General features: G+C 42.2%; 24 protein-coding genes. 10 read left to right on the top strand and 14 right to left on the bottom strand.

Features of this window, described 5'->3' with window-relative positions; translation table 11 throughout:
- Nucleotides 1–13: 13 nt before the first annotated feature.
- Nucleotides 14–898, bottom strand: a complete 885-nt coding sequence (locus tag V7K27_RS01190) for a carbohydrate ABC transporter permease (protein ID WP_334943524.1) — start codon at nt 896–898, stop codon at nt 14–16.
- Nucleotides 899–901: 3 nt separating this feature from the next.
- The gene (locus V7K27_RS01195; protein WP_334943526.1) at nt 902–1,813 is read right to left on the bottom strand and encodes a carbohydrate ABC transporter permease; all 912 of its coding nucleotides are present in this window, start codon (nt 1,811–1,813) and stop codon (nt 902–904) included.
- Between the two features lie 14 nt (nt 1,814–1,827).
- Between V7K27_RS01195 and V7K27_RS01200 the strand changes: the two genes are divergently transcribed.
- Nucleotides 1,828–2,031 carry a hypothetical protein gene (locus V7K27_RS01200; RefSeq protein WP_334943528.1) on the top strand — a complete coding sequence of 68 codons (204 nt, stop codon included), beginning with the start codon at nt 1,828–1,830 and terminating at the stop codon, nt 2,029–2,031.
- On the opposite strand, the gene V7K27_RS01205 is transcribed toward V7K27_RS01200, so the two are convergent.
- Complete coding sequence (locus V7K27_RS01205) at nt 1,951–3,264, bottom strand: ABC transporter substrate-binding protein (RefSeq protein WP_334943530.1); 1,314 nt, start codon at nt 3,262–3,264, stop codon at nt 1,951–1,953. The genes V7K27_RS01200 and V7K27_RS01205 overlap by 81 nt on opposite strands.
- A 261-nt stretch (nt 3,265–3,525) precedes the next feature.
- Here V7K27_RS01205 and V7K27_RS01210 point away from each other — a divergent pair, with 261 nt between their 5' ends.
- The 3 genes from V7K27_RS01210 to V7K27_RS01220 all read left to right on the top strand — a co-directional run bounded on the left by V7K27_RS01210 (nt 3,526) and on the right by V7K27_RS01220 (nt 6,022).
- Nucleotides 3,526–5,130 (top strand): NAD(P)/FAD-dependent oxidoreductase, encoded by a 1,605-nt coding sequence (locus tag V7K27_RS01210; RefSeq protein WP_334943532.1) that lies wholly within the window; start codon nt 3,526–3,528, stop codon nt 5,128–5,130.
- A gap of 69 nt (nt 5,131–5,199) precedes the next feature.
- Nucleotides 5,200–5,487 (top strand): hypothetical protein, encoded by a 288-nt coding sequence (locus tag V7K27_RS01215; RefSeq protein ID WP_334943534.1) that lies wholly within the window; start codon nt 5,200–5,202, stop codon nt 5,485–5,487.
- A 160-nt stretch (nt 5,488–5,647) separates the two neighbouring features.
- Nucleotides 5,648–6,022 carry a type II toxin-antitoxin system VapC family toxin gene (locus tag V7K27_RS01220; RefSeq protein ID WP_442947580.1) on the top strand — a complete coding sequence of 125 codons (375 nt, stop codon included), beginning with the start codon at nt 5,648–5,650 and terminating at the stop codon, nt 6,020–6,022.
- A gap of 44 nt (nt 6,023–6,066) precedes the next feature.
- Here V7K27_RS01220 and V7K27_RS01225 read toward each other — a convergent pair whose 3' ends face one another.
- Nucleotides 6,067–7,191, bottom strand: a complete 1,125-nt coding sequence (locus V7K27_RS01225) for a THUMP domain-containing class I SAM-dependent RNA methyltransferase (protein WP_334943536.1) — start codon at nt 7,189–7,191, stop codon at nt 6,067–6,069.
- Between the two features lie 411 nt (nt 7,192–7,602).
- Between V7K27_RS01225 and V7K27_RS01230 the strand changes: the two genes are divergently transcribed.
- The gene (locus V7K27_RS01230) at nt 7,603–9,006 is read left to right on the top strand and encodes a hypothetical protein (protein WP_334943538.1); all 1,404 of its coding nucleotides are present in this window, start codon (nt 7,603–7,605) and stop codon (nt 9,004–9,006) included.
- Nucleotides 9,007–9,524: 518 nt separating this feature from the next.
- On the opposite strand, the gene V7K27_RS01235 is transcribed toward V7K27_RS01230, so the two are convergent.
- A complete protein-coding gene (locus tag V7K27_RS01235) occupies nt 9,525–10,412 on the bottom strand; it encodes a UTP--glucose-1-phosphate uridylyltransferase (RefSeq protein ID WP_334943540.1) in 888 nt (295 codons plus the stop codon).
- Between the two features lie 10 nt (nt 10,413–10,422).
- Nucleotides 10,423–11,604, bottom strand: coding sequence for a radical SAM family heme chaperone HemW (hemW, locus tag V7K27_RS01240; RefSeq protein WP_334943542.1), 1,182 nt, complete (start codon nt 11,602–11,604; stop codon nt 10,423–10,425).
- A 503-nt stretch (nt 11,605–12,107) separates the two neighbouring features.
- Between hemW and V7K27_RS01245 the strand changes: the two genes are divergently transcribed.
- Nucleotides 12,108–13,184: a PIN/TRAM domain-containing protein gene (locus V7K27_RS01245; RefSeq protein ID WP_334943544.1), complete on the top strand. Its 1,077-nt coding sequence runs from the start codon at nt 12,108–12,110 to the stop codon at nt 13,182–13,184.
- A gap of 132 nt (nt 13,185–13,316) precedes the next feature.
- Here the strand turns inward: V7K27_RS01245 and V7K27_RS01250 are convergent, their stop codons facing one another.
- From V7K27_RS01250 to gloA2, 3 genes are read right to left on the bottom strand one after another with little or no spacing between them, the layout of a single operon-like run.
- A complete protein-coding gene (locus V7K27_RS01250; RefSeq protein WP_334943546.1) occupies nt 13,317–14,114 on the bottom strand; it encodes an Rpn family recombination-promoting nuclease/putative transposase in 798 nt (265 codons plus the stop codon).
- Nucleotides 14,111–14,572: a GNAT family N-acetyltransferase gene (locus tag V7K27_RS01255; RefSeq protein ID WP_442947578.1), complete on the bottom strand. Its 462-nt coding sequence runs from the start codon at nt 14,570–14,572 to the stop codon at nt 14,111–14,113. The genes V7K27_RS01250 and V7K27_RS01255 overlap by 4 nt, the downstream gene beginning before the upstream one ends.
- A gap of 8 nt (nt 14,573–14,580) precedes the next feature.
- Nucleotides 14,581–14,967 (bottom strand): SMU1112c/YaeR family gloxylase I-like metalloprotein, encoded by a 387-nt coding sequence (gene gloA2 / locus V7K27_RS01260; RefSeq protein WP_334943550.1) that lies wholly within the window; start codon nt 14,965–14,967, stop codon nt 14,581–14,583.
- A gap of 178 nt (nt 14,968–15,145) precedes the next feature.
- Between gloA2 and V7K27_RS01265 the strand changes: the two genes are divergently transcribed.
- Nucleotides 15,146–16,699 (top strand): cation:proton antiporter, encoded by a 1,554-nt coding sequence (locus tag V7K27_RS01265; protein WP_334943552.1) that lies wholly within the window; start codon nt 15,146–15,148, stop codon nt 16,697–16,699.
- A 310-nt stretch (nt 16,700–17,009) separates the two neighbouring features.
- On the opposite strand, the gene V7K27_RS01270 is transcribed toward V7K27_RS01265, so the two are convergent.
- Both V7K27_RS01270 and V7K27_RS01275 read right to left on the bottom strand, forming a co-directional pair.
- Nucleotides 17,010–17,579 (bottom strand): DUF3124 domain-containing protein, encoded by a 570-nt coding sequence (locus tag V7K27_RS01270; RefSeq protein WP_334943553.1) that lies wholly within the window; start codon nt 17,577–17,579, stop codon nt 17,010–17,012.
- Nucleotides 17,580–17,584: 5 nt separating this feature from the next.
- On the bottom strand, nt 17,585–18,262 hold the full coding sequence (locus V7K27_RS01275) for a potassium channel family protein (RefSeq protein WP_334943555.1): 678 nt from the start codon (nt 18,260–18,262) through the stop codon (nt 17,585–17,587).
- Between the two features lie 366 nt (nt 18,263–18,628).
- Here V7K27_RS01275 and V7K27_RS01280 point away from each other — a divergent pair, with 366 nt between their 5' ends.
- Complete coding sequence (locus V7K27_RS01280) at nt 18,629–19,906, top strand: APC family permease (protein ID WP_334943557.1); 1,278 nt, start codon at nt 18,629–18,631, stop codon at nt 19,904–19,906.
- A 263-nt stretch (nt 19,907–20,169) separates the two neighbouring features.
- Here V7K27_RS01280 and V7K27_RS01285 read toward each other — a convergent pair whose 3' ends face one another.
- Entirely contained in the window at nt 20,170–20,619 is a 450-nt protein-coding gene (locus tag V7K27_RS01285; RefSeq protein ID WP_334943559.1) for a type II toxin-antitoxin system VapC family toxin, read from the bottom strand.
- Complete coding sequence (locus tag V7K27_RS01290; protein WP_334943561.1) at nt 20,616–20,825, bottom strand: hypothetical protein; 210 nt, start codon at nt 20,823–20,825, stop codon at nt 20,616–20,618. The genes V7K27_RS01285 and V7K27_RS01290 overlap by 4 nt, the downstream gene beginning before the upstream one ends.
- A gap of 160 nt (nt 20,826–20,985) precedes the next feature.
- Between V7K27_RS01290 and V7K27_RS01295 the strand changes: the two genes are divergently transcribed.
- Together V7K27_RS01295 and V7K27_RS01300 are read left to right on the top strand one after the other, a co-directional pair.
- Nucleotides 20,986–21,207: a DUF433 domain-containing protein gene (locus V7K27_RS01295; RefSeq protein WP_334943563.1), complete on the top strand. Its 222-nt coding sequence runs from the start codon at nt 20,986–20,988 to the stop codon at nt 21,205–21,207.
- Between the two features lie 273 nt (nt 21,208–21,480).
- Nucleotides 21,481–22,122 carry a restriction endonuclease subunit R gene (locus V7K27_RS01300; protein ID WP_190963742.1) on the top strand — a complete coding sequence of 214 codons (642 nt, stop codon included), beginning with the start codon at nt 21,481–21,483 and terminating at the stop codon, nt 22,120–22,122.
- Between the two features lie 203 nt (nt 22,123–22,325).
- Here V7K27_RS01300 and V7K27_RS01305 read toward each other — a convergent pair whose 3' ends face one another.
- The gene (locus V7K27_RS01305) at nt 22,326–23,048 is read right to left on the bottom strand and encodes an HNH endonuclease (protein ID WP_334943565.1); all 723 of its coding nucleotides are present in this window, start codon (nt 23,046–23,048) and stop codon (nt 22,326–22,328) included.
- Between the last annotated feature and the right edge of the window lie 41 nt (nt 23,049–23,089).

The raw sequence follows: 23,089 nt of genomic DNA on the forward strand, positions 1-23,089 counted from the left end.
TTAGGTTTAAATGTCACCCTTTGACAGCACCAGCAGTAAGACCTTGAACAATCCGGCGCTGGAAAAACAAAACTAATAAAATCAGGGGTAACGTCCCGACGACAGTAGCAGCCGCGATCGCACCATAGGGAATTTCAAATACTGTCGCACCACCCAACTGAGCCGCAGCAACGGGAATAGTCTTCAACTCTTCACGGGTGATAAAGGTGAGAGCGAAAATAAACTCGTTCCAAGCAAAAATAAAGGTGAGAATTCCAGTAGTCACCAAGGCGGGAAGAGTCATGGGTAGCACGATTTGCCATAGTAGTTGAAATGTGTTGTAACCATCGACCCTAGCAGAATCTTCCAAATCTTTTGGTAATTGTTGGAAAAAGCTTTTAAGTACTAAAATTGTTAGCGGCAAATTGATTGCAGTATAGGGTATAATCAGCGCCAGATAATTGTTACCCAATCTCAGCGCCTGGATAATTTCTAATAGTCCTAAGAACAACAGAATTCCCGGAAATAAGGTAACGACTAGAATGCTGGCGAGGATAACTCGTTCACCCCAAGGGCGTAACCGTGCTAGAGCATAAGCCGCAGGTGCGCCGATCGCTAAGGCTACAGCTGTAGAAGTAATCGACACAAAGGCACTGTTGAAGATGTAGCGCCAAAATGGACGACGGGTAAATAACTCAATGTAGTGATTGAAAGTGAATCGTGTGGGGAAATAGACAGTCGGAACGGCGGCAATATCCTCATTCACTTTAAAGGAGGTTAGCAATTGCCATAAGGCTGGCGCTAGGCTGAATATCACCACTAATACAACTATGATGGGCAGCAAGATTTTTAAGAGAGAAAACTTGGTTCCCCCTGTTCGTTTTGGAGTCGTTGGAACTACTTGTGGAGTTAGACTCATGGGTTAAATGGCTCCTGATGTTTTGGCACGGTATTTGTTCAGCAAGAAACTAGCGATCGCTACCGCCGCAATCAATATTAAAAATGTCACTACTACAAGAGCTGCTCCATAACCAAAATCTAAGTAGCGCATCACCGTGGAGTAAATGTACAATGACACCACTTCCGTAGCGCCACCAGGGCCACCCCCAGTCATCACAGCAATCAAGTCGAAAATTCCGAAAGCTTGAGCAAACCGAAATAGCACTGCAATTAAGATTTGCGGCAGCAACAGTGGTAGGGTAATATTGCGGAAGCTTTGCCAAGCAGTTGCCCCATCGACCGAGTAAGCTTCATAGAGGTCTTGTGATATCGACTGCAACCCAGCTAGCAACAGGATACTGATAAACGGCGTAGTTTTCCAAACATCAGCAAAAACCAGTGCGATCATCGCCAGCGTTGGATCTCCTAACCAGTTAATCCCAGTCTCAATCAGCCCCAACCGCCGTAGAATATCGTTCACAACCCCAAACTGATCGTTAAAAATCCAAGCCCACGCCAGACCAATCAGAGAAGTAGGCAAAGCCCAAGGTATAATCGCGATTGTACGCACTATACCCCGCCCAAAAAACGCCTGATTGAGAACTAGCGCAACCCCCAGTCCTAGCAGCAGTTCTGAGATTACTGATGCTGTTGTGAACACGCTCGTCGCCCACAAACTCTGCCAAAAACGACCATCCCCCGCCATCCGTACATAATTGTCCAAACCAGAGAATACGGGTTGTAGCTCTGTTCCCAGATTTCTAGTAAATACGCTTAACCAAAAGGCTCGTAAAATCGGGTAGGCAAATACAAACAACAGCAGCAGCAAGGCAGGTGTTAGTAAGATCCAGGCTGTCTGTTGTTCCCGACTTCTAAGTGTATGTAAATTAGTCATTTGTCATTTGTCATTTGTCATTTGTCATTTGTCATTTGTCATTTGTCATTTGTCATTGGGCATTTATCTTAGTTATTTCCCCCTCATCCCCCTCATCCCCCTCATCTCCCTCATCCCCCTCATCCCCCTCATCCCCCTCATCTCGCTGCTCCCAACAGTCGGCGCGTTTCAGCAGCAGCAGCTTGCATTGCTCGTTCAGAATTCATCCGACCGGATAATGCGGCGCTGAGATAACGCTGTAAAATATCTGATGTCTGAGCATATTGGGCGATCGGCGGACGTAAAACTGCATTGTCCACAACCTCCAATAACTGCGGATAGTGTGGGTATTTAGCAACAATCTCTGGGTCTGTAAACAAATCCCGGCGACTGGGCACATAGCCTGCACTGAAAATGAATCGGCGTTGTGCTTCCCGACTGGTAAAATATTGAATTGCTTTCCAAGCTTCTTCAGGATGCTGAGAAGATTTAGCAATCCCTAAACCCCAACCCCCAAGACAAGCCGCTCCCGTCTTACCAGGAGCATGAACCATCGGTTTAATCGCAATTTTGCCCCGGATTGGCGAATTTTCTGCCTGGGCTAAAGGCCACGCATAAGGCCAACTGCGTAAAAATGCTACTTGACCACTTTGAAACAAGCGCCGGGTGTCTTCTTCTTGGTAGGTCGTGACTCCAGGAGGAGAAATGCCTTCTTTAACCGTACTACGCAGGAACTCAATGGCTCGTAATGTTTCTGGTCGATCTAGTCCAACTTCGAGGGTGTCGGGATTAACCCAGAAGCCACCAAAGCCATTGAGAACTTCCGCAAACATCGCCACAAGTCCTTCATATTGGCGACCCTGCCAAACATAGCCCCACTTCACCTCGTTTTTCTTCTGCAATACTTGGGAAATTCGGATCAAATCATCAAAGGTTTCTGGCGGTTTCAATCCTGCTTGTTTGATTAAATCTTCTCGGTAGTAAAGCATTCCCACGTCAGAACGCACTGGAATGCGGTACAGTTTGTCTTGGTAACGTCCGCCTTCTACATCCTGGGATGAAAATGCTCCCAACTGCTCTTTAGAAATGCGATCGCCTAAGGGTAGCAACCATCCAGCAGCAGCAAACTTGGATGTCCAGATGACATCCATATTGATTAGGTCATAAGGGGATTCACCCAAGATAAAAGATGAGGTATACAGGTCTTCAAGCAAATTTGTGGCATTCGGCCCTTCAACCAGGTTAATGCGAATACCTGGGTTCTCAGCCTCGAAGTCTCTAATCAAACCCTGCCTCCAAGGTTGGGCATCAGGGGCAGTCATTAACAGATTGAGGGTAACTGGTTGCTGCGAGAGTGCTACCCAACTGAACAATATGATGCTCAACAGAGTTCCCAGGAAAACCCCTATATGGAAATAACTTTGTTTTTGGATGAATTTTTGTAACTTGTTTATTGGCTTTCGGTACAACATTATCAATATCAATGTAGCGATCGCTAGCGGTAATTATTAGGAAATAAAAACATAAAATATTTGAAAAAGCTTACTTTATAATATTATTCTTCATCAAAATGTTTGAGTAATGAACAAGCAAGTCAATAAACTTAACATCGATCTGGCTTAAAATAATTCAGAGGGTGTAGAAGATAGGGTTGCAGGTTCAGGAACCCACGTTTCAAAACGTGGGACTTAGGCTGTGGATGCATTAAAAGATAGTATGAATTTCTCCTCGCTATGTTACGACTAACAGAAGTAAAGCTCCCGCTTGATCATCCAGAAGATGAGATCAAGACTGCCATTCTCAAAAAGCTGCAAATCACAGACGAAGAATTGATCAGCTATTCCATCTTCAAGCGTAGCTACGATGCGCGTAAGAAAGGAGAAATCACCCTTGTTTATATTCTGGATGTAGAAACGACTCAGGAGACTCATCTACTCAAGCGCCTGAAAAAAGATCCCCATGTGATTGCCACGCCAGACATGAGTTATCGCCCAGTGGCACAAGCACCCAGCAATTTGGCGATTCGCCCCATTATTATTGGTACAGGGCCTTGTGGCTTGTTTGCGGGTTTGATGCTCGCGCAAATGGGCTTTTGTCCAATCATTTTAGAACGTGGGAAAAAAGTTCGCGATCGCACCGTTGATACTTTTGGCTTTTGGAAGAAAAAATCAGACTTCAACCCAGAATCTAATGCCCAGTTTGGCGAAGGTGGGGCGGGTACATTTTCCGATGGCAAACTCTACAGTCAGGTGAAAGATCCTCAGCATTATGGGCGCAAAGTACTGACTGAATTAGTGAATGCGGGAGCCTCACCGGAAATTCTCTATATCAACAAACCGCACATCGGCACATTCAAACTGGTCGGAATCGTCCAAAGTATGCGTGCCAAAATCGAATCCCTCGGCGGTGAAATTCGCTTTGAAAGTCGGGTGGAAGATATCAATATCGAAAATGGACAGGTGCGGGGAGTTACCCTCGCCAGTGGCGAATATATTGCCAGCGATCATGTGGTTCTGGCGGTAGGTCACAGCGCCCGCGATACCTTCCAAATGCTATTTGATCGCGGGGTTTACATCGAGGCTAAACCATTTTCTATCGGCTTTCGGGTCGAACATCCCCAGTCTCTCATCGATCAATGTCGTTTTGGCGCTCAGGCTGGTCATAAGCTTTTAGGTGCTGCTGATTACAAACTAGTTCACCACTGCCAAAATGGTCGCTCCGTCTATAGTTTTTGTATGTGTCCGGGGGGCTTGGTGGTTGCAGCCGCATCAGAACCGGGGCGACTTGTCACCAATGGGATGAGCCAATACTCTCGTAATGAGCGTAATGCTAATAGTGCGATCGTTGTGGGCATCACCCCCGAAGATTATCCGGGAAATGCCTTGGCGGGAATTGACTTGCAACGGCGTTTGGAAGAACAGGCTTTTGAGTTGGGCGGTGGAACTTATGAAGCTCCAGGGCAGTTGGTGGGAGACTTTCTCAACGATCGCGCCTCTACAGCATTGGGCACTGTTAAACCGTCTTATACACCTGGGGTACATTTGGGTGATTTGAGCGATAGTTTACCAGATTATGCGATCGCTGCCATCCGTGAAGCACTGCCCGCTTTTGACAAACAAATTAAAGGATTTGCGATGGACGATGCCGTGTTAACTGGGGTGGAAACCCGCACGTCGTCACCGATTCGGATTAAACGCAATCAGGATTATCAGAGTTTGAATACAGTCGGTCTTTATCCGGCTGGTGAAGGAGCGGGATACGCAGGGGGAATCCTCTCGGCTGGTATCGATGGTATCAAAGTGGCGGAGGCAGTGGCTTTAAGTATTTTGAAGAATTGAATGCGATTTTGGGTTAAGAGCGATCGGCTAAAATAGTTAGAATCTAATGATTACAGGAGTAACCATACAATGAAGATTAGAGGAATCAAACGCGGTCAAACTATTGAATTATTAGAGCAAATTCACAGTATTCCTGATGGAACAGAAATAATCATGAATCTAGAACTTCCTGCTGCTGAACCTGTGGCAGCACAACTAGACTTAACAGAGGAAGAAAGACTAGCAAAATTGAATCAATTATTTGGAGTTTGGCAAGACCAACCAGAGTTAATGGATATCTTTGCTGAAATTGACCAGCAGCGTCATACTTACCGAGGAAGGGTGATAAACTCAATAGATAAATATAAAAAAGACTAATGTATCTCTTAGATACTAATATTTGTATTGCACTGCTTAAAGCCAATCCTAAAGTAGTACCTAAGTAGGTAGGCACAAATTAACCTAACTATGTAACAAAATGTAAAACCGCCAAAGTCCTTGTGATTGCTTCGTTACACTCCGTTTCACTCGCAATGACATACTTATAAATTTTCCCACCCACCTACTTATATTTAATCGCTACTTTAGCCAATGCTATCTATCTACAATAATAGTTTCAGAACTTTACAAAGGTGTTTACTGTTCCAAACAAGTTGAAAAAAATTTAGAAACACTAGCACAACTAACTGAACTATTACCCATTGAGCCATTTGACATAGATGCTGCCAGAGAATTTGGGAAAATCCAAAGTGAATTGAGGCAAATTGGTAGACCAACAGGAGAAGTAGATGCACTAATTGCTGCCGTTGTCCGTTCTCGTAATGATATTTTGGTTACGAACAATATCAAAGATTTTGAAAATATACCTAATTTGCAATTAGAGAACTGGTTAGCTCGTAAAAAGGCAGTATGAGTATTTTTGCAAGTGAGCGATCGCCTTCATCTAAATTGCAAATATTAGTACAGTTCATATTTCATTAACTGACAAGGCAGCGCTCCGTTATACACCGCAATCCGCCGGGATGATTTTAGCCCAATCGATTGAGACAGTTCCTTGTTGCCACTCAGGACAAATGCAGTCCAGCCTTTGAAGCGTTGTTTCAGCACATCACCCAAAAGTTTATAGAACGCCCCCAAGTCGCTATCTCGCCCCAGCCGTTCGCCATAGGGTGGATTGCAGAATAAAACTCCACTATCTGCGGGGGCGACAACATCAGCAAGCTCCATTTGAGAAAACCAGACATGGTTATCAACGCCGCAATTTTCAGCATTGTTAATCGCTTGCTCAATTATATTTTCATCGCGATCGCTTCCCCAAATAGGTGCGGTCAGGGTATCCAGTTGGCTGTCCTTAGCTTCTTGCAGCAGCTTTTCTAAAAGGGACAGGTCAAAATCGAGCCAATTTTCAAATCCAAAGGATTCACGAAACAATCCTGGTGCTATATTCAGTGCCTTTAAGCTAGCTTCCAGGGGTAAAGTGCCAGATCCACAGAGAGGGTCATAGAACATCTGGTCTGGCTGCCAGCCCGAAAGTTGAATAAGGGCAGCAGCCAGAGATTCTTTTAGAGGGGCTGCTCCAACCGCAGGGCGGTAGCCTCGGCGGTGTAGACTATTTCCAGAACTGTCGAGTTTGACGGTACAAAAGTCGCGTTCAATATGAACATTAATCCGCACGTCTGGGTCATGAAGCTCTACATTTGAACGTTCGCCCAGATTTTCCTGCTGCTGGTCAACGATCGCATTTTTGATCTGGAGAGATGTGAAGTGGGTGTGATTGAGGCGATCGTTTTTGCCTGTGGTATTCACCGCCAGCGTCATGTCTGGCGTCAAATAGTTTACCCAATCGATGGTCTGGATGCCGCGATAGAGATCCTTAGCATCAAGGCATGGAAACTCATGGATATTCACCAAGATTCGGAACGGCAGCCTAGCCCAGAGGTTGACGCGATAAAGTAGGGTGCGATCGCCCTCAAAGGCTACACCGCAAAACCCTGGCTCCACGGAATGGGCACCCAGTTGCTCTAACTCCTGAGCCGCGAGGGTTTCTAATCCGCGAGCAACCGTTGCAAAATACTGATTCATCCTCTAATCCAAAGCATTGTCTTCACTGCTGACCCATTCACGCACTTTAGCTTACAGCAGAAATCATGTATTTGAACCACATCTGTCGTAGGGGCACAGCAATGCTGTGCCCCTACCGTGTGGTCTATTTACCTGAAAATAGCTTAACTCATATCTTGTGACATTCTCTGTCGTTAAGTCTGCGACCATGACCTTAGTAGGGTACAACGAAATTAAGTAACTCAGCATAACTTGCCCCAGACTAACGGAATCAAGGCTGAGTCAGGACACAGCAAATATTTTTTGAAAGAGATTATATTTCATCAGTTCAAGTACTATCTTAAATAAATTAATCCTGCTAGTATCAAGCTGAAATATGTTACTGCACTTGGCAATGCAACCCATTAACTAAAATACTCTGAGGGATAAACTATGGCTCCAGTATCTGATATTATTCTGCTACAAGATTTAACAGCGTCAAATAATAACGAATTGGTCGAGCTAAAAGCCGTACTTCCTGCAACCGTAAATCGGTTAACCAATCCGATTTTAGCGAGTATCTTTGGTGATGACCTGAAATTTGGGATTGCCTCTTTTAAAGATAAGCCAATTCCGCCTTTTGGAGGTTACGATGACTATGTATATCAAGCAGAAGTCCCTTTGACAAATGATGTCACAACAGTTAAAGACAAAATCTTTGGCTTTGAAGCTTTTGGTGGCAATGATGAGCCAGAATCACAATTAGACGCACTCTTATATACAGCTTTAGATAGCGGTGGCAGTCTCGGTTATAGAGTAGGTTCATTTCGCATTGTTTTCCTAGCCACCGATAGTATTTATCACGTTGCCGGAGATCGTGCAGCAGTTAGTCCAAGTGATACTATTCCTAATAATGGAGATAGTGTAATTGATCCTAATGAAGATTATCCAGAGATTGGACAAGTAAAAACTGCGCTCGAAGCAAATAACATTATTCCAATTTTTCTAACTACGAGTGATGTTGCAGTCGATTACCAGGGACTAGTTACCCAGCTTGGTCGAGGTAGTGTAGTGACTCTTGATTCTCAAAGTGAGAATCTTGGTGATGTCATAAAAGAGGCAATTGCTCAATTCAGAAATGTGATAAGTACTGATGTTACTACGACAAATGGAGACGATACCTTTAGTCGGCGGGATTTTTCGCCTGGTGATCAGGTTATTTTTGCTGGGGGCGGTGATGACAGTATTTCGCTTTCTGGTGTTGCTGGCAACCATTACATCGATGGTGGGAGCGGTGATGACATCCTTGTTGGTGGATCTGGTGCGGATAGAATAGATGGGGGTAGTGATGACGACACCCTTGTGGGGGGCAACGGTGATGATACTCTTTTTGGTAGTAGTGGAAAAGATATTTTGACCGGCGGTAACGGCAACGATTACCTACAAGGAGATAGCGGGGACGACATCTTAACAGGAGGTGCAGGTTCAGATAAGTTTGCATTTGCAACCGGATCAAAGTTTGATATTAGGGAACTCGGAGTTGATATTATTAATGACTTCACTCCTGATCAAGACAATATCCAACTATCGAAATCTACCTTTACCGCTCTGACTAACTCGGTCTTCCCAACTAGATTAAATTCCGCAGACTTTGCCACAGTGACAAACGATAGTTTCGCAGCAGGTAGTAGTGCGTTCATTGTTTATAATAGCGAAAATGGTAGTCTCTTTTATAACCCCAATGGTACGGCGGATGGTTTTGCTGATACTGATATTAATTCGGGGGGTAAATTTGCACAATTGGGTGTTACCTTCTTTTCCGCTCTAACTACCGCTAGTTTTGAGGTAGTTTTGTGATTGATTTAGTTTTATTTTCAACTTCACACAAAGCTCATCCCTCTGCTTACCTGAATGGATTACTGTCTGCTTGAGCCACCTTAAAAAGTGAGATGCTCCCAGACAAACGAACTGAAATTAATCTAAAGTAAGTCGGCGTTAAGATTTTAAGCTATGTTAAAAAATTTCAATGTAGGATGCGTTAGTCTACGGCATAACGCACCCTACATTGAAATTTCTATTTCTTCATATACATTGAATTTTTCTCGCCGACTTACTTATCGAAACAGAATTCAGGAGTCAGGAGTCATATCATGTCCGCTTGATTACTTATTAAACTCGAAGAACCCCACCCCGCCAAAGCTACGCTTCGTCTCCCCTCCCCGCAGGCGGGGAGGGGTTGGGGGTGGGTATGGGTAATTTGGCGGACATCATATCAGAATTCAGAATGAATTTTGTACGACTGGTGTAAGTGTTTCGGTAGCGAGTCCGCCAGCGTCTTGATTCTGAATTCTGACTTCTGAATTCTGAATTCTTCTTCAAAATTTTCTAAAATCAATCATTGTCTGACGATAAGCATCTGGCAATCCTGTATCAAAACACTTGCCTTTAACAACATATCCTGTCATTCCCTCTTGCTGATGCAATCTCTCAAGACAGGATGTTAACTGAAATTCACCTCCTTCTCGGAAATTTTCATTGATATGTTCTTCGAGAAAGTCAAAAATTTTCGGCGTAAGTAAATACAAGCCAAATATACCTAAAAACTCATTTTCTGCCATTCCCTCTACACGCAAATGCTGTTGTGCATACTCAATGGTAGGTTTTTCATAGAGTTGTGTAACTGACAAAATCGAGTTTAAATCTTGCCAAATTCCTGTTACACACCCAGCTTTATGAATAATCTCTACTGACATTGTAGTTAAGCCAATAACGCTTTGATTAACTTGTTCGTAAACATCTAAAACTTGACTAGCACAAGATTTTTCAATGTCAGATGTATAAATGTGGTCGCCCAACAATAGCAAAAACGGCTCATCTTGCACCCAATCCTTGGCACAAAATACCGCATGGCCATAGCCTAATTGCTCCTCTTGCAATAAGATGGTAATTCTGTTACCTAAATCTTGCAAATATCGGCTATATTCTTGATTTTGCAGTGAAAGTTTATCTAAAAGTTCTTTTTTGGGTGGATTTTTTAATAAATTTTCAAATATTTCTTGATCATCTGGCTGCGCCACGATCGCTACTTCTGTAATTCCAGCACTAATTGCCTCTTCAATAATTGCCAGAATCACAGGTTTTGCCCTACCATCTCGATCAATAATCGGGAAAAGTTCTTTTTTCACAACTTTAGTAGCTGGAAATAACCGAGTCCCAAAACCAGCTACCGGAATCACAGCTTTTCTAACTTGATTTTTTTGCATAAGCAGTTCGTCACCCCAACTTCTCAAACAACTCTGCCAACACCACATTAGAAAACAAAAACCCTTGGGGATCAATCAAACGCAACCTTCCTTCTGCAACTTCCACCCAACCTTTTTCAAAATACACTTGCAAACATCTGCAAATTTCCTCTACCTTTTCTTCCCCAAATGTCAGCGCCAACGCCGCCAAACTCACACCCTCCGCCAAACGCAACCCCAACATTAACGTTTCTAACAATACTTCCTTTGGGGGGGTAACATCACAATCAATCACACCGCCAGCTTGCACCCACTGGTAATATTCCTTCGTTTTACGCGGACGAGTGAAGCGCTTCCCCTCAACATAACTCGCCGCACCCATACCAAAGCCATAATAAGGGCGGTTTTCCCAATAAACCCGATTATGCCGACACTGATGGCCAGGTTGGGCATAATTGGATATTTCATAATGCTCATAACCTGCACTAGTTAAAACTTGTTGCGCCATCTGGTACATTTTGACTGTGGCTTCATCCGTGGGCAAAGGAGTATCACCAGGTTTGTAGTAACGACCAAAGGCTGTACCTGGTTCAATGGTAAGATCATAGATGGAAATGTGAGTAGGTACAAGCACCACCGCTTTTTCTAAGGAATCCTGCCATTGATCCAAAGACTGATGCGGCAACCCGGAAATTAAGTCTAAACTAAATTCGGGAATCTCAACTTGGTGGATTAGTTCCACAGCTGCAAAGATATCTTCAACTGAGTGCGATCGCCCCGCCGTTTGCAATAATTCTGATTGAAAGGCTTGTACACCCAAACTTACCCGGTTCACGCCTGCATTGCGATAGCCTGCTATATGTGCTAAATCAAAGGTGCCTGGGTCTACTTCCATAGAAATTTCTGCCCTAGAAGCAATACCAAAATGCTTCTCTAGCTCTCCCACTATACGTTGTAACTGCTCTATTGATAGCAGCGAAGGGGTACCACCACCGAAGAAAATTGTCTTCAGGGGTTGACCAAATGCTGGTGTCATGGCAATTTCTTGGCATAGCACCTCAACATATTGGGAGATAGTACCAGATGTTTCGCCCCGTAAGCGATCGCCCACAACAGACACCGGGAAATCACAATAAAAACACCGCCGTCTGCAAAAGGGTATATGCACATAAGCAGAACTCGCAATTCCAGAAATACTAAATTTTTGACTCATTTTGAGAAAAGTTTTAAGTTAACCCAACTGCGAATTAGAGACAATGAATAAGAATTCAGGAGTCAGGAGCCAGAATCCAGAATAATTGAAAAATCAAGCGTGCTATAACTTCTTGATTTTATTAAAATTATTAAGTTTGGGTATCAAAGTCTTCTTAATTCTGACTTCTTAATTCTGACTTCTTAATTCTGACTTCTGGATTCTGACTTCTGGATTCTGGATTCTGACAAAATGAGTAGTTTCTTCACAAGTTTTTGTCGTTTTACAAGGAAACAATGAAAAATATTAAGATATAAAGCCTTTCGTTATAATAATTGCAGATATTGCCCTACTAAACCCTTAGTGTAAGTCAACAGTTCGGCTTCGCTCACTGTTGACCCTGAGCGTTCGCGTAGCGTCTCGTAGAGAAGCCGAAGGGTCAATATTGATTAGTTTATCTTACCGATGAAATAAAAAATACTTAACTTTATCGGTTAACACAGTTGCAGGAAAACAAGACAACCATGCTTGACGCCATTATTATTTTCTCATTTATCCTTGCAGTGTCGGGAATAGGGTTCTACAGCATTGAACTACTACCCAATGGGGCGCTAGATCAGGTAACAAATCTTGAAGCTTTACGCTTAGTTGTTGCCGTCTTTGGCGCTATTATTGGTGGTGCGATCGGGCTGAGTTTCCAGACGACATATCGCCGTCTAGAATCACAAATCAAAGAAATGCCTCTGGAAGTGATCTTAACTCGTGCCATTGGCTTAGTGATTGGGCTATTGCTAGCTAACCTGATGCTAGCCCCACTATTTTTGCTACCTATACCGGCAGATTTTGGATTTATTAAACCACTGGTGGCAGTTGTCGGCAGTATTATCCTCTCCGTCACTGGTATGAATTTGGCAGACACCCACGGGCGAGGCTTATTGCGGTTCATTAATCCCAACACCGTCGAATCAATGGTAGCGGAAGGAACGCTAAAACCAGCCAATACCAAAGTTTTAGATACTAGCTGTATTATTGATGGTCGTATTGAAGCCTTACTAGAAACAGGGTTTCTGGAAGGTCAAATTATCGTGCCGCAGTTTGTTTTGCAAGAACTGCAACAAGTAGCCGATGCTAGCAAAGACCAAAAGCGGGTGCGGGGAAGGCGAGGACTAGAAATTCTCAACCGCATTAAAGAAACTTACCCCGATCGCATCGTGATTAATGCACTTGATTACGAAGATATTGCCACAGTGGATGCCAAGTTAGTGCGCTTCGTCCAAGAAATTAGCGGCACACTACTAACCAACGACTACAACTTATCTAAAGTTGCCAGTGTTCAGAAAGTACCTGTTTTGAATGTGAATGATTTAGTGAATGCCGTCCGTCCCAGTTATTTGCCTGGTGACAACCTTGATTTGAAAATTCTCAAGGAAGGTAAAGAACCCAGTCAAGGTATTGGCTATCTAGATGACGGCACAATGGTAGTCGTTGAAGAAGGTAGTAGTTATGTGGGTGGTGAACTGCGAGTAGTAGTTACCAGTGCTTTGCAAACTACAGCAGGAAGAATGATTTTTGCCAAACCCCAAGCTTCAGCATTGGCGTGAAACAATGGGATGTTTAATTCGAGTCACAGTTAGTAATCGGTGCAGGTTGACTGCACCGATTATTTATTGGACTGACGCAACTCTGTTAATCATGTATCTAATCAGACCTTATTGATGTGCGTCTTCTTCTACTTATGCCTGTAAATGCTGTAACTGCTCAATTGATAACCCTGTAACTCTTGCTACCTGTTCTAATGGCATACCAGTATTAACTAGATTTCTTGCCACTTCAAGTAAAGCTTCAGCTTTACCTTCAGCTTTGCCTTCAGCTTTGCCTTCAGCTTTGCCTTCAGCTTTGCCTTCTTCTAGAATATCTTGATAAATCACTGACTCGCGCATAATATCTGACCTCAAAACTCGTCTGATAACCTCTTTGTCTAATACTAAACCAGCTAAAATCGCTGTGGAAGCAGCAATATTACTTTGAGTTCTTGGTTCTGTCATTCTGTTAATTTCCCGTGCCACTTGGTTAAGCACGGCTTCTCGATCAATTGTACTACTTAAAACCGCAAACGGTAACAGTCCAGGCGTTCTCAGAAATACTTCAGTTGGTTCTTCCCAAAGTCTGATAACTGCAAATTCATGGCGTGTCCCAGAAATCGTAAATGTATTTTGTTGCACCAAATCGGAATTTGTCTGCTTGAGGTAAATCACAACTTGATGCATTGCTTTGTGTGGAAAGCGGCGATATACTCGCAACCGATAGTCAATCATCCGAAAAGGAATTTCAGCATCAGGTTGGGTTTGAAATTCCAAATGTAATATGCTTTGCTCCGACTGTAGCAGAATTAGGGCATCGGCACGAATCGGTTCTAGAGATAATTCTTTTGGACTTAATTCGGTTAAAGTGATGGGTTCACCTAATAACCAAGTGGCGAAGTCACTGGAGAAGTTTTCAGCTAAGAATTTGCAGATATTGTCAAAATTCACAGGTATTTTTCCATTACATAGTTTTCAAACCAAACTCCCCGCCGTTCTACTTGCTGTTCCCTGACTATGCTAAATCCCTTGTTTTGAAAAAATGGCTTTGCAGTAATACTCGCTTCTGTATATAGCCGTTTAATTCCTCGGAATTTGGCAGTATTTTCTATATGAGTTAATAGTTTTGAGCCAATACCCTTTCTTTGGTATTTGCTATGACAATAAAAACAATCAATGTGACCATCGGGTTCTAATTCTCCAAACCCAACTATCTCATCATTATCTTCTGCGATGTAGGGAAGCTTGGCTTGTAATCTTTTCTGCCAAACTTCATAATCCATACTTTCTGGTGCCCAAGCATTGATTTGTTCCTGAGTATAATCGCAAATATTGATTTCATGAACTGTATCGTAAAAAAGTTTCATTATTATCTTAGTATCAGATAGTCTATATTCTCTAATGATCATATTAAAGCCTAATGTTCATAAATCTCTAACGGCAAATTATCTGGATCTTTAAAAAAAGAAAATTTCTTACCTGTAATTTCATCAACTCTGATATTCTCTACTTCTAACCCTTTTGATTTTAAATAAAAAACAGTTTGCTCAACATCATCAACTTGAAAAGCAAGATGCCTTAAACCACAAGCCTCTGGTTTACTAGCTCGTTCTGGAGGATTGGGGAAAGAGAATAACTCTATTTGAGCATTTTCTCCAACTCGTAAATCTAATTTATAAGAATTTCTCTCGGCGCGAAAAGTCTCTTGAATAATTGAAAAGCCTAAAACTTCTACATAAAATCTTTTGGAGCGATCGTAGTCAGAACAAATAATAGCTACATGATGAATACCAGTGGTTTTCATGTCTACTTCTCAAGCTACCAACTATTTACCTCTAGCACTTTTAGCAGAATTTTACTACTACACTGGGGCGTAAATTTGCCTAGCTTCGCTCACCTTTAAACTAAAATTAACCTTGACATTTGTATTACCTTTTTGGCAACGTTTATTAATGAAACTAAAATAAATTTCAGTATCTTAAGTGAATGTTACCGAATTAATCAAGATTTCAATTATTCTCCTGCTCGTTGCCACTGGTGTAGCGTTGCTGTCCCGTCGGTTACGCGTCCCTTATGTCACGGGTTTAGTGTTGGCTGGTCTGCCAATCACAGAGTTATTGTCTCGTCGCATTGGTTTAGACCCATCCCTGGTTTTGAATCTTTTCCTGCCAATTCTAATCTTTGAAGCTGGCATCAATACAGATGTCAGCCGCCTACGCAGCACGTTTAAACCAATTGCTCTCTTGGCTGGCCCTGGAGCTGTGCTTTCTACTGCTATTATTGCCGTTCTGTTGAAATTTTTGCTGGGGCTGACTTGGATACCTGCTTTATTTATAGGAGTAATGCTGGCAAATACTGATACAGTTTCAATGATTGCCATATTTAAGGAAATACCAGTACCTTCCCGGCTTTCTACCATCGTTGAAGGAGAAACCCTATTCAACGATGGCGCTGCCCTAGTTGCATTCAACCTGATTTTGCAAGTATATTCGACAGGATCGCTGACTTTACTAGATGGAATTCAACAACTGCTATTGATAGCTCTCGGAGGCTGCGTCGTCGGGTTAGTCTTGGGTTACTTGAGCATACCTGTATTCGCCCGTTTAGATGATCCCCTTAGCAGTCTCTTACTGACGGTCGCGGTTGCATTAGGAACTTTTCAGGTAGGGCAATTTCTAAGTGTCTCTGGTGCGGTGGCTGTAGTTGTAGCTGGATTAATTTTTGGGAATCTTGGGCTGTCTCGCAATACTTCTGCTTCTAGTCGCATCACCTTGTTGAGTTTCTGGGAATATGCCAGTTTTACTGTCAACACCTTTATTTTTCTGTTGATTGGTGTAGAAATAAACCCAGTGACACTCTGGAAAACTTTACCTGCAATTCTACTTGCAGTTTTGGCGTATCAAGTCGGGCGAGTTCTTACAGTCTATCCTCTGCTGGCAGTGCTTCGTTGGTTTGACCGCCCAATTCCGCTACGCTGGCAACATTTACTTTTTTTAGGTAACATCAAGGGTTCACTCTCGATGGCTCTGGCTTTGAGTTTACCCACCACATTGCCAGGGCGAGAATTCCTGATTACTTTAGTCTTCGGCAGTGTGCTGGTATCATTAGTCGGACAAGGTTTAAGCTTGCCTTGGTTGGTAAAACGCTTAAAATTATCTCAATTTTCAGAGACTCAGCAGCAGGTTGAAGAATTGCAAGCTCAACTGATGACAGGTAAAGCAGCACAGGATGAATTAGATAGCTTGTTGAAGTCAGGGGTATTACCAAGAGCCATCTATGAAGAAATGCGCTCAACTTATCAGGTACGAATAGCAGGAGCAGAAAAGGCGCTACGAGAATTTTATAATCGCCGTCCCGATGAGTTTGAAGCTAAAAGTGGTGGGCGCATTAAACTTGACGCTATTCGCCGTCGTTTACTATCAGCCGAAAAAGGAGCGCTCAACGAAGCAATGCGTAAACGAATTCTCTCGGAAGATATTGCGCGAGGGCGGATACAAATTATTGATGAACAGTTGCTCCAACTTGATGATGATTAAACGAAGTCGGAAGTCGGAAGTAAGTGCGTTAGACGTAGACGTAGGTTGGGTGGAGCGGAGCGCAACCCAACTGATTATCAGAATGTTGGGTTACGCTTTGCCTCCAACGCCACTTGCTACAACGCTCTTAACCCGCGCAACGCAGTGGCTCCCCAACAAAGCAATTTTTTTGCAACATTTTAGCCTAGCGGGACTAATTATCAGGATGTTGGGTTACGCAAAGCCTCCACCCAACCTACAATTTTTTTGCTAAATCACCGTTGCAAAACTTAATTACGAATTACGAATTACGAATTATTTTAATAGCTTTTCAAGATCCTTGTTTCGGCAATGAACGTTTGTTGTTTTGACTTTTAATCACCTTACCAGGACTGGTAAAAGAAATTCCTTGCTGAAAGTCAGTACCAATCATGATTGCCTCTACTATCGGTTCAGTTATTTCTGTTTGAGATACCCACTCTACAATAAAGTTTGCGCCTAAGCCACCACTGGTGTCATTCGTATTAATAAAAAAATCTGTGGAAGCTAGCGCATCAAGTTGAATAGGATGCTCTAAATACTGCTTAACTAACTTTCCAGCCGAGTCATAGTAGCGCACAGAAGTAATAATGATCGGATTGACCAAATCTGTATTCCGAATACTAAGCGTAACCGCTAAATTAAAAATCTGCTGTCGATTGTAATGATAAATATGAGAATAGACAGGTACATAAATCGTTTGACCCATTGCTATCTTGAAGTTACTATCTAAAGTCACTATCTTGTTAGATGGGGTTGCCTGACTAGTAACTGGTTGTGACTTTGGTGAATTTTGAATTGGTTTACAAGATGCAAGCAGAATAACTGCAATTACTAAATAAAGATGTGGATACAGCTTCATCAAAACTATTTACAACCTTCAATAAAATCAATAACTTGATGTAAAGACCCTGGTTTGGTCACAATCAGTAGAGTCGAATCCGGTTTTATGACTGTACTGCCATTAGGAATCATTAAATCCTCGTGAGGGTGAGGTTGATAGCCGATAATCAGAGAACCACTGGGAAACCGAGAATCTTGAGCAATTTCGGCAACGCTACGATTGGCTACATAGCAACTGTTGGGAATAGAAATTTTCAAAACCTCAATCTGTCCCTGCTCAAAATGCATGATTGATTCTACTTGCGGATACTCAATGGCATTCACCATTGTGGAAACTGCAAGTTCAACGGTACTAATAATATGGTTGGCTCCTGCTATACGCAGTGGCTCGGCAAAATCGGGGTGGCGCATTCGACTCAGAGTATGGCTAACACCGTAGTGTTTAGCGAGAGTTACCATTGCTAAGTTGAGGGCATCACTTCTGAGGACAGCTGCTAGAGCGTTGGCTTTACGAATCCCAGCTTCTAATAATACTTCTGTACTCACAGCACTGCCTTCAAAAGCCATCGCGCCGACTTGTTCACGGGCATATCGGCAAGCGGTAGGATCAATATCAATGACGGCAACCGTATGCCCTAGTTCTACCAATTTTTGAGCCAAAGTCAGTCCCACTAAGCCTGCTCCACCAATTAGCACGTACATGGCTGCTCCTAAATACTCAAAGAATTCCTATTTTACTTTAATTTAGGACTTACGCATTGACAATAAAGAGTAAATATGTATAACGTGAAAAGCCACATCTTCCGTAAGGGTTTAGCATGGCTTTTCCCCTACAATATGGTCTATTTACAATCAAAGGATAATTAATCAAAGCCTGAAACTAAATTTTATAATGCCTAAATGCTTGCTGTGGCGGGGCTTTTGGTTATGAGCGATCGCTTTATATTGAAATAATCTGGATTTCCCTTAGCTAAAATCCCCAGATATACAGCAGTTTTCTTTTGCAAGCTTGATTATCTGCGTGCTGGTCAACGACTATAAGACTATCTATTCCTAAAGAGGTTACAGGTGTCAAGCAAAAAAATAGGTTTTTGGTCTGTGTGGGCATTGGGTGTAGGAGGCATTGTCGGTGGACTTTTTCCAGCGCTGGGAGTTGCAATCCAAATAGCTGGTGCAGGCGCACCACTAGCATTTGTTATAGCAGGGTCAATAGCTTTGATAACTACTTATGCTTATGCCAAACTTTCGGTAGCTCATCCATGTCGAGGCGGGACAGTAACCTTCTTAAACCAGGCTTTTGGTCTAGGGCTGTTTAGTGGGACACTGAATCTTCTACTATGGTTTAGCTATATAGTCATGCTTTCGTTTTACTTGCAGGCTTTTGGTAGTTATGGAGTTAGCCTGTTTACAGAGCCTACTCAACCTATTTGGAAGCACTTACTGATTAGCTTGGCAATTTTAGGGACGACTGGACTAAATCTACTAACTGCCAATTATATTGGGAAATCTCAAATCTGGATTGTCAGCTTCAAACTGGGAATTTTGATCCTGTTCATTACTATGGGGATCAGTCATATCGACATTTCCCGTCTAGAACCAGTGTCAGTGTCGTCGCTACAGTCAATTTTCGCAGGAGCAATGGTGATCTTCTTGTCTTATGAAGGCTTTGAACTAATCGCCAATACAGCCGAGGATCTTGTCAATCCCAAGTACACTTTGCCACGGGTTTATTACTCTGTAATTGGGTTCGTTATTTTGCTTTACGTTTTAATAGCACTCGTCACATTGGGAGCAGAACCAATAGAACAGATTTTGGCAGTAAAAGATTATGCTTTAGCTGAAGTTGCCAAACCAATTATCGGGCAATTGGGATCTGTTTTGATTACGATCGCTGCTCTGTTATCAACTATCTCGGCTAGTAACGCAACACTCTACGGTTCAGCTCGTTTTAGCTCTGTTATTGCTAAAACTAGGGGGTTTGACTCTGACAGCCAAATAAATGGCTATAACCAATCTTCAATTGGCTTATTTATTACTAGTGGTATTACTCTAATAATTGCCAATATCTTTGACATAAATCGGATATCAACGATGGGTAGTGCCGGGTTTCTCCTGATATTTGCTGCGGTTAATTTAGCTAATGCTCGTATGCATCGTTATACGAAAAGCAAGCAGTGGATTTCACTTCTAGGTGCTGGAATATGTTTGGTAGCACTAGGAATGTTAATTTGGTTTGCTTTGCAAACAGATCCACAAACCGTCTGGGTTTTAATATTCATGGTAGGAGTAGCCATAGGTATCGAAGTAATCTACTACCTGTCAAGCAAGCGACAGATGCACCTTTGAAGAAGCTTTGCTCAACTCTAAGACGCATTTGTGGTAGTCTACGTTTGCATTAATTTACAACTAGGTAACGTTGTTAGGTAGTTGTGGCTGATGGGTAATCATCCATCAGTCGCAGAAAAACAACCTCTGCCATCTGGCTTCAACAAAGGTCAATTTATTTATGGAGTTGCTCTATTGAGGAATGAAATCTTTTTTCTCCCTTTGGAACCGCTATAATGCCTAAATGCTTGCTGTGGCGCGGCTTTTGGTTGTGAGCGATCGCTTTATATTGAAACAATCTGGATTTCCCTTACTCGGTGCATTGGTTTGGTTGGCTTTTCAGTGGTGATCAATTGATCAGCTTTAATTTGCAAAGCAGCCGCCACATGAAGTGCATCCATCGCAGCTAAACCGTAAGTACAGGCAATTTGATCAGCATTCTGCATAATTTGCTCTAAGTCAGTTGGCCAGTGGATGACAGCACTAAAAAATGTTTCGTAAAATTCTGCTTCGTCTTGTTGCTTGTTAAAAGTCGCTTTAGGCAAGACTTCTAACTGAACGAAGCGACTTGAGGCAAACTCCAGATTTTCATCGTTAAGAATTTGATTTGCTCTGATGCTGACTGACTGAATGCCACAGAAAGCGCTGATCAGTACACCAGAGTCTATGTACGTCTTCTTACGACTCACTGAATCCACCGCGACGTGCAGCAAGTTCAAGTTCAATTTCGTCAACGTTTACGAAGTTGCAATCCAGCAGCGATCGCTCGTTGTCGTATTGACCATAATTTTTTGGCTAAGGGTGTTTGTGGCACAAAATCAGATTCGGGGGGAATTGTTTCTGACTCAGATTTAAGTAGTTCAACAAACTCCAAAACTTTTTGTTGCTTTTGGGGTGTGAGTTCTCGCCAGTGTTCAAGTAGTTCAACTTCATTACCCATAAGTACAACGCTCGTGAATGATTTTTCTATTTTAGTGGCAGAAGCCTTATTTACTGTTCCTTGCTATAAAATTTTGCTTGGAGTACAATCGTTTCTCTTTAACTTGCCATAAAGCAATATACATTGATGATAATTTTCATCAGGAGCTAGGGTTACTTCCATGAAATTAGATCGCATTATCAGCAATCCCAATCGCATGAATGGACAACCCTCTATTCGTAATCTTCGGCTTACCGTTCGTCGAGTGATTGAGTTATTAGCTACTTACCCTAATCGTGAAGAACTGCTTCAGGAGTTTCCCGAATTAGAAGATGAAGATATTCAGCAAGCCTTAATTTTTGCATCGTCCTACTTGAGCGATCGCTATTCCTGTGAGTCGTGATAGGCGATCGCCTCAATTATCTATCTGCTAAAGGCTTTGCGGTATGCGATCGCATTAACAATCTTTCTCCTCAAGGCGATCGCTAGTATTGTAAGTCTTGATTTCTAGGCGATCGCCTCAACAATCTATCTTTTAAAGGCGATCGCTATTCCTGTGAGTCGTGATTTCTAGGCGATCGCTCTTTTGCTCTTAATATATCGTATATTAGGTATTGGAGCCTAGATCAAATGTCTAGACTTTTAAACTTCATGTAATTACTACAAGAATTTAACCGTGATTACAAATGCTAGTAGCCTTACCCTTGGCGCTCTCCGTCAAACTTTTGGCTTGAGACTAGACTCTAGCGATCGCTTTTTTGATGAATGGTTAAATAATGCGCCGACTCTAACCGAAGCGGAACTACAAGGACTAGATCGCCTCACTCGAAACTATACCTATCTCAGTCAAGAAGAACCACCTCTCGAAGAAATTGTTAAGCTTGTAGTTATATCACCATTGCTAGATTTAGCAGGTTTCTATCAATTTCCTTTTTTGGTAAAAGCAGAAGTAAGTACCAATATCGAAGTTGCAGACGAAGCTAATGCTATTGCAGTTCAAGGCAGGATTGATATTTTGGTGATTCAAGATAGTTTTTGGATTTTGGTAATCGAGTCAAAACCTGCAAGACTAGACGTTACGGCGGGAATTCCCCAAGCACTTACTTATTTATTGAGCGCTCCCAACTTACAGTCAAGTTGTTATGCAATGGTTACAAACGGAAGAGAAGTATTGTTTTTGAAATGCGATCGCCACCAAAATGTCCCTCAATATACTAGATCCCATACTTATCGGTTACTTGAAAATACATCAGAACGTATCCAAGTTTTGCAGGGACTTAAACAAATTGGGGCTTATATTGGCGATTTGAGGAGTTAGGCGATCGCTATTCCTGTGAGTCGTAATTTTTAGGCGATCGCTTAATAATTATTGGTCTTTGCGGCGGGACAAATTCTGAAAGGAATTGCCAATAACTTCTCAGTACCCAACAACGAAACTGACCATTTTTGCTTGAAACCAATGGAGGAGTCTAAGCCGCACTTTATGGAAAATTTATTCAAAAACAGCGCTTTGTTAGAACATTAGGGTATGATCGATGTAATCTGACCTGAGATATGACATCCTATTTCGTCTCTTAATCTTTTTAACTGTATCCCAACCCTCTTTCGTAGAATAGTTAAATAATCAGGCAATAAACTGTTATCTCGTGACAATTCATTCATGCACTCTCGGTTTGCATCCTGAATATATCTACATATATCTTTTAGGCCTTTATCAGAGTCAATAGCTCTAACTTCACGCTGAATTCTTTTTCTTACTTCATCGATAGATTTAATAACATAATCAGGATTTTCAATTGAATGACATTGAAAATAGACACCTTGGTTCGATATATAATCAACAATATCTTGTGCGATTTTTCGGTTTGTTGACTGTCTTGAAATGAGCGGGAGTGGACTTTTATGGGTTCTAAGCAGCATTGATATAGTTTCTTCATGATCTTTCTTCCATCCGAAGAGATCATCTGAAGAATAATCAGCGCCTTTATTTTTATCTATTAAAGTATGACAGTTAGCACATAACCATAATCCATTTTCGACACTTGCTACATTGATAGAGGAGTTCGGATCATGCCTAGCTGCACCTGCCTTTTCACCAAGAATATGAGCAGCCTCACCCTTTTTATTTTTTAGTTGAGGGTCGGTAATTGCCGGACCTATTGTCAGGGTATTGCATTCGGGATTACTGCATATGTAAGCTGCTCTATAAGCTATTATCTGAGCGGTTTTTTTATCAAATGCCATTTATATTTTTGGTAGTTTATGTTTTCTAACTATGTATTATC

The organism is Nostoc sp. (genome assembly GCF_036919575.1).
Classification (GTDB): Bacteria; Cyanobacteriota; Cyanobacteriia; order Cyanobacteriales; family Nostocaceae; genus Nostoc.

Bases quoted from the DNA above. Each gene is read 5' to 3' on its own strand.
- V7K27_RS01215 (WP_334943534.1), top strand. From the start codon at position 5,200: ATGAAGATTAGAGGAATCAAACGCGGTCAAACTATTGAATTATTAGAG.
- V7K27_RS01235 (WP_334943540.1), bottom strand. From the start codon at position 10,412: ATGCAAAAAAATCAAGTTAGAAAAGCTGTGATTCCGGTAGCTGGTTTT.
- V7K27_RS01195 (WP_334943526.1), bottom strand. From the start codon at position 1,813: ATGACTAATTTACATACACTTAGAAGTCGGGAACAACAGACAGCCTGG.
- V7K27_RS01295 (WP_334943563.1), top strand. From the start codon at position 20,986: ATGAAATTAGATCGCATTATCAGCAATCCCAATCGCATGAATGGACAA.
- V7K27_RS01245 (WP_334943544.1), top strand. From the start codon at position 12,108: ATGCTTGACGCCATTATTATTTTCTCATTTATCCTTGCAGTGTCGGGA.
- V7K27_RS01255 (WP_442947578.1), bottom strand. From the start codon at position 14,572: ATGATCATTAGAGAATATAGACTATCTGATACTAAGATAATAATGAAA.
- V7K27_RS01205 (WP_334943530.1), bottom strand. From the start codon at position 3,264: ATGTTGTACCGAAAGCCAATAAACAAGTTACAAAAATTCATCCAAAAA.
- gloA2 (WP_334943550.1), bottom strand. From the start codon at position 14,967: ATGAAAACCACTGGTATTCATCATGTAGCTATTATTTGTTCTGACTAC.
- hemW (WP_334943542.1), bottom strand. From the start codon at position 11,604: ATGAGTCAAAAATTTAGTATTTCTGGAATTGCGAGTTCTGCTTATGTG.
- V7K27_RS01275 (WP_334943555.1), bottom strand. From the start codon at position 18,262: ATGTACGTGCTAATTGGTGGAGCAGGCTTAGTGGGACTGACTTTGGCT.
- V7K27_RS01270 (WP_334943553.1), bottom strand. From the start codon at position 17,579: ATGAAGCTGTATCCACATCTTTATTTAGTAATTGCAGTTATTCTGCTT.
- V7K27_RS01290 (WP_334943561.1), bottom strand. From the start codon at position 20,825: ATGGGTAATGAAGTTGAACTACTTGAACACTGGCGAGAACTCACACCC.
- V7K27_RS01225 (WP_334943536.1), bottom strand. From the start codon at position 7,191: ATGAATCAGTATTTTGCAACGGTTGCTCGCGGATTAGAAACCCTCGCG.
- V7K27_RS01305 (WP_334943565.1), bottom strand. From the start codon at position 23,048: ATGGCATTTGATAAAAAAACCGCTCAGATAATAGCTTATAGAGCAGCT.
- V7K27_RS01210 (WP_334943532.1), top strand. From the start codon at position 3,526: ATGTTACGACTAACAGAAGTAAAGCTCCCGCTTGATCATCCAGAAGAT.
- V7K27_RS01190 (WP_334943524.1), bottom strand. From the start codon at position 898: ATGAGTCTAACTCCACAAGTAGTTCCAACGACTCCAAAACGAACAGGG.
- V7K27_RS01230 (WP_334943538.1), top strand. From the start codon at position 7,603: ATGGCTCCAGTATCTGATATTATTCTGCTACAAGATTTAACAGCGTCA.